General features: G+C 37.4%; 6 protein-coding genes and 1 pseudogene. 2 read left to right on the top strand and 5 right to left on the bottom strand.

The features are described from left to right. The first annotated feature begins 157 nt into the window (after window positions 1–157). Complete coding sequence (locus tag ACTF48_RS10540) at window positions 158–736, top strand: hypothetical protein (protein ID WP_438963119.1); 579 nt, start codon at window positions 158–160, stop codon at window positions 734–736. A gap of 228 nt (window positions 737–964) precedes the next feature. Beyond that, a complete protein-coding gene (locus ACTF48_RS10535; RefSeq protein WP_438963118.1) occupies window positions 965–1918 on the top strand; it encodes a Fic family protein in 954 nt (317 codons plus the stop codon). 126 nt (window positions 1919–2044) lie between these two features. Here ACTF48_RS10535 and ACTF48_RS10530 read toward each other — a convergent pair. The 5 genes and pseudogenes from ACTF48_RS10530 to ACTF48_RS10510 all read right to left on the bottom strand — a co-directional run. Beyond that, window positions 2045–2178: pseudogene (locus tag ACTF48_RS10530) on the bottom strand (IS110 family transposase); the annotation flags it as partial. Between the two features lie 51 nt (window positions 2179–2229). After that, the gene (locus ACTF48_RS10525; RefSeq protein WP_438963117.1) at window positions 2230–2439 is read right to left on the bottom strand and encodes a YgaP family membrane protein; all 210 of its coding nucleotides are present in this window, start codon (window positions 2437–2439) and stop codon (window positions 2230–2232) included. 94 nt (window positions 2440–2533) lie between these two features. Then, window positions 2534–5752, bottom strand: coding sequence for an efflux RND transporter permease subunit (locus ACTF48_RS10520; protein ID WP_438963116.1), 3219 nt, complete (start codon window positions 5750–5752; stop codon window positions 2534–2536). Window positions 5753–6007: 255 nt separating this feature from the next. Continuing rightward, on the bottom strand, window positions 6008–7126 hold the full coding sequence (locus ACTF48_RS10515; RefSeq protein ID WP_438963115.1) for an efflux RND transporter periplasmic adaptor subunit: 1119 nt from the start codon (window positions 7124–7126) through the stop codon (window positions 6008–6010). A gap of 60 nt (window positions 7127–7186) precedes the next feature. Continuing rightward, window positions 7187–8497, bottom strand: coding sequence for a TolC family protein (locus tag ACTF48_RS10510; protein ID WP_438963114.1), 1311 nt, complete (start codon window positions 8495–8497; stop codon window positions 7187–7189). Window positions 8498–8836 lie beyond the last annotated feature (339 nt).

Below are 8836 nucleotides of genomic sequence, written 5' to 3'. Positions count from 1 at the left end.
CGAATAAGACGTTTTAAAGGCTTATTGTGAGGCTGTGATGTAAGAAAAATTCTGTATTTTTACTCAAACAATTTAACAACCAAAAATAAAGCGAGTACCAGCTAAAACGCCTCACTCGCCTTATACCTTTGCCGTTGGCAGCAAGCTAAAAACGACCATGAGACAAATAACCTACATATTGACTTTCTTGATTTTAACGAGTTGCGGTCAATCAAATTCTGACAAGGAATCTAAAAATAAAATTTCAGCCGAATCCGACACAATCAAGGTGGAATCTAAATATGACACCACAAAATCGGACTTGAAACAAAACTCAACCGAACAGACTGAGATTATTAATCAAGATTTGAGTTATGAATTTAAAGATGCAACCATATTCAAACTGACGGACACAATAAACGCGGACTTTAACGGAGACGGAAATACTGACCAAGTAATTTTCAAAAAAGAAAATGAAAATTCAGGAATTATTATAACTCACGGAAAAACTAATCAGAAAATCAAAATTGGCTTCGGAGAGCCTTTTGCTCACTTGACGGAATTTAATTGGGTTGACTATTGGGGACTTGTAAATGACTCTAAATCTTATGAAATCGTTATTGAAGACGCTGAAATTATAGAAGACAGAGAAGTCAATCTTGAGAATCCATCAATTGTCGTTAGAAAAGAAGAAGTTGGTGGTGGACTAATAACATTTAAGGACGGAAAATACATTTGGATTCATCAAGCCGACTGAAAATAAAAAAGCCAGCTGCCAACATCGGCTATAGCAAATGCGGGTTTAGTGCTTAAAGATGAAGTTATTACAACTAAACAAAATCACGGTAGGCGGACAAGAAAGCGGTTTCAAAATCCCGCACTTGCCATAGCCAGAGCCGTTGTGCCCAATTAAAAAATCCCGCCTCGTAATATAATTTAGATTGAATGATTGTATCTTTGATACTATCAAATGATAGTATCACGGATGAAACCACCTTACGAAATAACATCTTCTATTTTAAAATTAATAACTTCCATTTCAGAGAAAATAGGAGAAGTAAATGCTAATTTATTAAACAAGCCTTCACCTAAATTAAGAAAACAAAATAGAATTAAAACCATTCATTCTTCTTTAAAAATTGAAGGAAACACACTTACAGAAGCACAAATAACAGCACTTCTTGAAAACAAAAGAGTTATTGGTCCTAAAAAAGATGTTCTTGAAGTTTTAAATGCAATTAAAATTTATGAAAATTTAAAAGATTACAATCCTTCAAATGAAAAATCCTTTTTAAAAGCACATAAAAACTTAATGGAAGGTTTAGTTGAAAAACCTGGAAAATATAGAAATCAGAGTGTAGGAATTGTAAAAGGCTCAAAAGTTGAGCATTTAGCACCACCTTTTGGAAATGTGCCACACTTAATGAAAGACCTATTTGAATATTTGAAAAAGTCTGATGAAATTGAGTTAATTAAAAGTTGTGTTTTCCATTACGAGATAGAGTTTATACATCCATTTTTGGATGGAAATGGCAGAATGGGAAGATTATGGCAAACTTTAATTTTAATGGAAAAATATCCAATCTTTGAATTTTTGCCTTTTGAAACTTTAATCAGTAATGACCAAGGCAACTATTATAAAGCTTTGGCTGAAAGTGATAAATCTGGAAAATCAACTAAGTTTATTGAATATATGCTTAACGTTATTGACATTTCAATAAGTGAATTATTAAACTTTAATAATCGGACGTTAAATGAAAAAGATAGATTAGAGTATTATGTTTCATTAAATAAAACTGAATTTACAAGGAAAGATTATATGGATATTTTTAAAGACATTTCTTCTGCAACAGCAAGTAGAGATTTAAAAAAAGGAGTGGAATTAGATTTATTTGAAAAAAAAGGAGAAAAAAATAAGACAATCTATCGTTTAAAATAACTGCTTTAATCTAAGAACTGAGGTAAAAAACAACACTTTTCTTCATTAATTTGAGACACTATAATTCTAAGCTCGTAGATTCATGAATTAGATTCTGGAGCCTTTTTTATTACTATAATCTTCTAGTTATCGAGGCAACACTGAAACGTGAGTTTCATCATAAGGCCTGCCCGATGTTGCGATAGCAAAACATTGTTTCAGGAGTTTATTTACTACCGCTATTAATAATCGATTTTACTCTTTCCTTTGTAGACCATTTGTCCTTATAGCAGTAACATACCGTCCTTATTCCCTCCATTTGAAGCACCTATCTAGCTCGTGCGGCATGGAGCGCTCTCTTTCTTAATTCCTAGTTTCATTAAAATAGTTTCTAGCAAGCACCACTTTGTAAAAGCAGACTGGATTAAGTTCACACCTATGAATACCGTAAACCACATCCAGTTGGGATGGACATAAACGGTAAGTACGACACTAAGTAATACCATAAAACCTACGATAATTCTGAAATATGTATTTAGCATTTTAGTAATTTTTAAGTTTATATTTTTAAAGTTTTTGTCTCTCTCCTAACTCAGCACAGCAACTTTTTTTTTAAATTCAAATTCAAGAACAGAACTATTCTTTGTGATTTTTACGTTCGATCATATAATACACTAGCGGCACTACTAGTAAGGTTAATACCGTAGAGACTATAGTTCCACCCATCAGGGAAATCGCTAGTCCTTGGAAAATTGGGTCAAAAAGGATCACAAAAGCTCCTATCACCACTGTTCCTGCAGTTAACAAAATAGGTGTGGTACGCACTGCTCCAGCTTCTATAGCAGCTTGTTTAAGCGGTACACCTTCATCTGTTCTTAAGTTAATAAAGTCTATAAGCAACACCGAGTTCCGGACCATAATTCCTGCCAATGCTATCATCCCGATAAAAGATGTTGCTGTAAAGAACGCACCCATAATCCAGTGACCTATAATAATCCCAATTAATGATAACGGTATAGCTACCATCATTACCACAGGTGCTTTAAAGTTCTGGAACCATCCTACGATCAAGATATAAATCAAAATAATAGCTCCTAAAAAGGCGATTCCTAAATCTCTAAATACCTCTAGTGTGATTTGCCATTCTCCATCCCATTTTACAGTATAATCATCTTCATAATCTGGTTGTCCTAGATACATTTCGTTGATGGTATATCCTTCTGGCATCGGTATAGCCTTTAGTTTTTCTTCCATTCCTAAAATGGCATACGCTGGACTTTCTAGCTCACCAGCCATATCTGCCATGACATAGACCACACGTTTTTGATTCTTGCGGTAAATACTTTTGGCACTTGTCGTTTCTGTAATTTCCACCACATCAGCAATAGGAATCATGGTTCCTTGTGATGAGGCTACTTGCAGTTGTGCAATATCCTGAATGGTCGATTTTTCTTTTTCATCCAGTGCAAGTACAAGTCCTATTTGCTGTACCGCATCTTCATCATATAAAGTCGTAATAGGTCGATTTGCCAGTGCTAGGTTCATCGCGTGGGCAATTTGCTGTGGTGCGATACCATACAGCATTGCTTTTTCTTTATTAATGGTAAACTGATATTCCTTCTGGTCAGCTTCTACCATCCAGTCGATGTCTACCACATCGTCTGTGTTATGTAAAATTTGCTGTACTTGGTCTGCGACTGCGATTTGCTGGTCATAATCTGGTCCATAAACCTCAGCAACTATGGTAGAAAGTACTGGTGGTCCTGGCGGCACCTCTACCAGTTTTACATTGGCATTATACTTAGCAGCGATTTTCTGAATATCTGGTCGCAATAAACTTGCGATATCGTGACTTTGTGCGGTACGTTCTCCTTTATCGATCAGATTCACTTGAATATCGGCCATATTGCTTCCACCACGTAGGTCATAATGACGTACTAAACCGTTAAAAGTAATAGGTGCAGATGTCCCTATGTAATTCTGATAATTCACTACTTCTGGTCGTGTGGATAGGTACTGTGCTATTTCTTGTGCGACCACTCCTGTGCGTTCCAGCGTGGTTCCTTCTGGCATATCGATCACCACTTGGAATTCATTTTTGTTATCAAACGGCAACATTTTTACAGCTACCGAATTGGTGAAAAATAATCCCATTGTAGCGAGTAACACCACAAAGGTTCCTGTAAGAAACAACCATCTTTTAGCCGTGCTCTCCATTAACGGTCGCTCTAACTTATTGTACAGTCTGTATATGAAGGTTTCTTCTAGTGTTTTTTCCGCTTTCGCGAAAGCGTTATCTTCAACATCTTTACTACCTTTTTTATCCTTTTCTCTCAAGAAAATATATCCCAAATAAGGTGTAATGGTCAGCGCAACAAAGAGTGATAAAATCATCGCTATGGATGCTCCAATAGGCATAGGCGCCATATAAGGACCCATTAAGCCAGAGACAAATGCCATAGGTAAAACTGAGGCGATTACGGTAAAGGTCGCAAGAATGGTAGGGTTTCCTACCTCGTTAATCGCAAAAAGTGCGGCGTCTTTAAACGGCAATCGTTTCATCTTGAAATGCCGGTGCATATTCTCGGCTATAATGATGGAATCATCCACGACGATACCGGTTACAAAAACCAAAGCAAATAGCGTAATTCTATTCAAGGTGTAATCCAGCATGTAATAACTCAACAAGGTAAGCGCAAAGGTGATAGGAACCGATAAAAACACGACCAGTCCACCACGCCAGCCCATGGCTAGCATCACTACAAAAGTTACCGCAATGATAGAACCTATAAGGTGTAATAGTAACTCTGATACTTTATGAGACGCGGTTTCTCCATAATTTCTGGTCACCTCAACGTGTACATCATCTGGGATCAAGGTCTTGCGTAGGTGTTCTACTTTGGCAATAATCACATCGGCTATTTTCATAGCATCAGCTCCTTTTCTTTTTGCGACAGAAAGCGTTACGGCTGGATATTCTGATGGAAAAGCGGTGCTTTTTTCGCTACCGCTTCCAAAACCTAAACTCACATAACTTTGCGGTACTTCTGGACCATCAATAATTTGAGCTACTTGCTTTAAATAAATAGGCTGATTTTGTTGTACACCTACTACGAGATTTTCAACATCGTTAACACTGGCAAGGAAATTTCCTGTGTTCACGATAAATTCGGTATCGTTAGTATCAAAAGTTCCTGCGTTAAGTTGCGCATTATTTGCCTGAATCATTTTAGAAACCGACATAAAATCCAGACCGCTTGCGGCAAGTTTGTTTTTATCGAGTACCACGCGCAACTGTCGCTCACGACCACCTATTTTATGGGTAATCGCCACATCGTTCACCTTTTTAATTTCGGCCTCTAGCTCTAGTGCCATCTGGCTCAACTGGTAATCATCATAATTTTCACTCCATAGTGTGAGTCCTAGCATAGGCACATCATCTATGGCACGAGTTTTTACCAGTGGCATGGTTACGCCAGCCGGCATCTGGTCCATGTGTTTGTTAATCTCGTTGTATAATTTTACAAAGGAGCGTTCAATATCCTCGCCTACATAAAACTGTACAATCACCATTCCTTGCTCTTTCATCGAGGTAGAATACACATATTCCACACCTTTTATATTAGAAATGAGTTGCTCGAGTGGCTTGATCACACGCGATTCTACTTCTGTAGGGCTTGCACCAGGATATCCTACGAAAATATCGGCCATAGGCACATCTATTTGTGGTTCTTCCTCACGCGGAATTAAAAACGAGCTATACACACCTATGACCATAAAAACGATCATTAAAAGCACCGTAAGCTTTGAATTCATAAAGACTTTGGCAACTTTACCAGCTATTCCTTCTTTCATTTTCCTATCCCTAACTCTTTCTAAAGGAAAGAGAATTTTATGGGTGATTTTTAATTAATAATTATATTATTTTGGGCGTTTTAACAGGCTATCCGCTACAATCTTTTTGAAGCTCTTTTCGCGAAAGCAAAAACATCTTAAAAAAGGATTTCCACTACTACCTGCCGGCAGTTCCTTAACGCGCACTTTACTTTTTTACTTTTTAATATCGTTACAGAAGAGATTACATAAACCTTGTCCCTTCACTAACAATTATTATTCACTCTTAGTGGCTTCCTTCCCTTTGGGAAGGATTGAGGATGGGCTTACTTTTGCACCGTTAAACAATTTGCCATCTGCATTGATAATGTATTGCTCGCTAGCATTGAGACCAGATAACACCTCTACTTGATTTCCCACCGTTTTGCCCAGTCGCAACCAGCGTAACAAAGCCGTATTGCTCTGACTTATGGTGTAAACTCCACTCAATTGACCTTGGGTGACTAGTGCTGAGGTAGGAATAAGAACAGTTTGCGTAGCGCTCTTTTTCTCTACAGGAAAGGCCACCGTGGCAAACATTCCAGATTTAACAGCCACATCAGTTTTATCCAGCGTGATTTTTACTAAATATTGTCCGCCAGTCTGTGCAGCCGATGGGCTTAGCTCTGTAACGGTTCCCGAAACCGTTGCATTGATAGATGCGATTGTAACTTCTACTTTACTATTATTTTTAATCGCAGAAATCTCTGTCTCTGGAATCCTAGCCAATACTTCAAAATTCCCAGGCGACTCTATGCTAATCAATGGTTGTCCAGGATTTGCCATAGCACCTTTTTTCACATTTTTACTGGTTACCACACCGCTAAAAGGTGCGGTGATATTTGTGTAAGCAAACTGAGCGTTGATTTCATTTTTCATTTGTTGAGCCGCTTCTAGTCGTGCTTTAGCCATATTAAAATGGGCAGTCATATCATCCAGTTCTTTTTGTGAGGCACTATTATCTGCAAATAGATTTTTAAAACGATTATAATCTTTTTGAGCATTGTTAAACGCTGCGGTTGCTTCTGTAATGCCTGCGTTCACTTGGGCAAGCTTGGCTTGTAAATCCGTATTATTGATGGCAACGAGTAGTTGTCCTTGACGAACTTTATCGCCTACGTTTACATTAACTTTTTCTACAAATCCCATCATACGGGTGCTTAACTGGGCACTATTTACAGCTTGAACTTTTCCACTTGCGGTTAAAAAAGGACTGTTTGTGTTATCCATCACCGCTTGCACAGTTACGGGAATAGCAAGAGTATTATCGACGGTGGCTTTAGGTTCTTTTTCGCCACAACTTATGGTAGTTAGAGTAACGCTAAAAAGAGTTATGATATAGAAATATTTTTTCATTGTATTCATTATTAAAATTGAGGTCTCGATTTCCTTCGACCTAAAAATATAAGGTTGGTGTTATTCTGTTTTAGTGAGATAATTTAAGTAAGCCTGAGCATAATTGAACTCAAAAATGGTTTGGTAATATTCCAGTTCCTTTTGAGACACTTGCGTTTCTGCATTTAATAAATCTGAGGTTTTTTCTAGTCCTTCTTTAAACCTATTAGTGCGTATGCGTAAGGCTTCTTTAGATTGTGAAAGTGCTAGTTCTGAAAGTTTTAATTTATTCTCTGCATCAGTAAGCATGCGCTGGGCTTTGTTTAATTCCAGCTGACTTTGGGAAACATACTGTTCATATTCTTGTTTTGACTTTTCAAGACTGGCTTTACTTTTTTGATATTGCCCGATGCGTTGTGAGCCTTTAAAAATATCCCAACTCAGTTGTGCGCCTACTACATATCCATTGGCACTGGCTTGAAAAAGATTTTCATCATACAACTCATAACTTCCAAAAGCATTGAGTCGCGGTAAAAAACTCATCTTATCTGCCTTATTTGCTGCTTCATAAGCTGTGGTGGCTAGTTGCATCGCTTGAATATCGGCCCTATTTTCTGAAAGGCTGATCGCTTTTGCTGCGATTGTATTTAAGCTTAAACTATCACTAGGTTGATACACCACAAAATCTTTGTCATTCATTAGAAATGACAAGTAATTAGAAGCATTATGAACATTGCTTTTTGCGGTTTGCAGTTGGTTTTGTACTTCATTGACGCGTACCTCTACATTGAGCAAATCGGCTTGTTGTAGGTAGCCTTGCTTTAATCTGTTTTGAGCCAGTTGTAAATTTGCTTGCGCCGCTTGTGTGGCTTTTTCTAAAACAGATACTGCTTTATAAGCCAGCTGTAATTGCATATAAGCTTTATCTACCTCAAATGTGAGGTAGTCTTGCGTGCGTTGCGATTTTAAAGACATCGCTTCCATAGAAGCACGTGCTGCCTTGCGTTTAAAAATACCGTCCACATTAATAAGTGGTTGTTGCACCTCTACAACAGTAGCAAAGTTTTGAACCTGGTCTGGATTATTTAATAAATTAGGATTAAAATCGTTTTGCGTTAAAATCCCTTGATTCAATTTAGACCCAAAAGCCATCAACGGATTTGTAGTTACAATTCCCGTATGACTTGCTGTAATATTGGGTAAAAACACCGCTCTGGTTTGCTGGTAATCTGCCTTGGCCTCTAGGAATTCTTGTTCTGATATTTTAAGTGCATTGTTATTTTCATTGACTTGAGCAATAACATCTGCCTTTGAAATAGGCGTAGTTTGTTGAGCAAGTCCCTGCGTAAAAACAGCGATACAGCTTAAGATAACAACTATGTTTTTCTTCATCGTAATTAATTGTGAGTACAAAAATCGTTGTTAATGACGATGAAGATGGTAACATAGGTTACGCAAGGTTAAAAAATCACCAACCGAATGATGGGACTCCTTATTTTAATACCTTTATATGGCTAGACCCAAAGATCACTTTACGGGAAGAAATTAGCAACGCCAGTAATAAAGAATACATCACTGACTGGTTTTAAAACAGGACACTCATGTTTTTATAGCGTAAACTATTTTACACGCTACACCACTAGGAACTAGAGATTTTTTATTCCACTAACTTTAGGATCTCTCCCATAGAGGCAAGCTTTGCTTCTATTTTTCCTGTTTTATCAATTAAAT

The sequence above is a fragment of the Nonlabens sp. genome (genome assembly GCF_965660805.1).
Lineage (GTDB): Bacteria > Bacteroidota > Bacteroidia > Flavobacteriales > Flavobacteriaceae > Nonlabens.
This window is presented reverse-complemented; position numbering and strand designations above follow the sequence as displayed.

Excerpts from the sequence above, each read along its gene's own strand:
- ACTF48_RS10540 (WP_438963119.1), top strand. The coding sequence starts at position 158 with ATGAGACAAATAACCTACATATTGACTTTCTTGATTTTAACGAGTTGC.
- ACTF48_RS10535 (WP_438963118.1), top strand. The coding sequence starts at position 965 with ATGAAACCACCTTACGAAATAACATCTTCTATTTTAAAATTAATAACT.
- ACTF48_RS10525 (WP_438963117.1), bottom strand. The coding sequence starts at position 2,439 with ATGCTAAATACATATTTCAGAATTATCGTAGGTTTTATGGTATTACTT.
- ACTF48_RS10520 (WP_438963116.1), bottom strand. The coding sequence starts at position 5,752 with ATGAAAGAAGGAATAGCTGGTAAAGTTGCCAAAGTCTTTATGAATTCA.
- ACTF48_RS10515 (WP_438963115.1), bottom strand. The coding sequence starts at position 7,126 with ATGAAAAAATATTTCTATATCATAACTCTTTTTAGCGTTACTCTAACT.
- ACTF48_RS10510 (WP_438963114.1), bottom strand. The coding sequence starts at position 8,497 with ATGAAGAAAAACATAGTTGTTATCTTAAGCTGTATCGCTGTTTTTACG.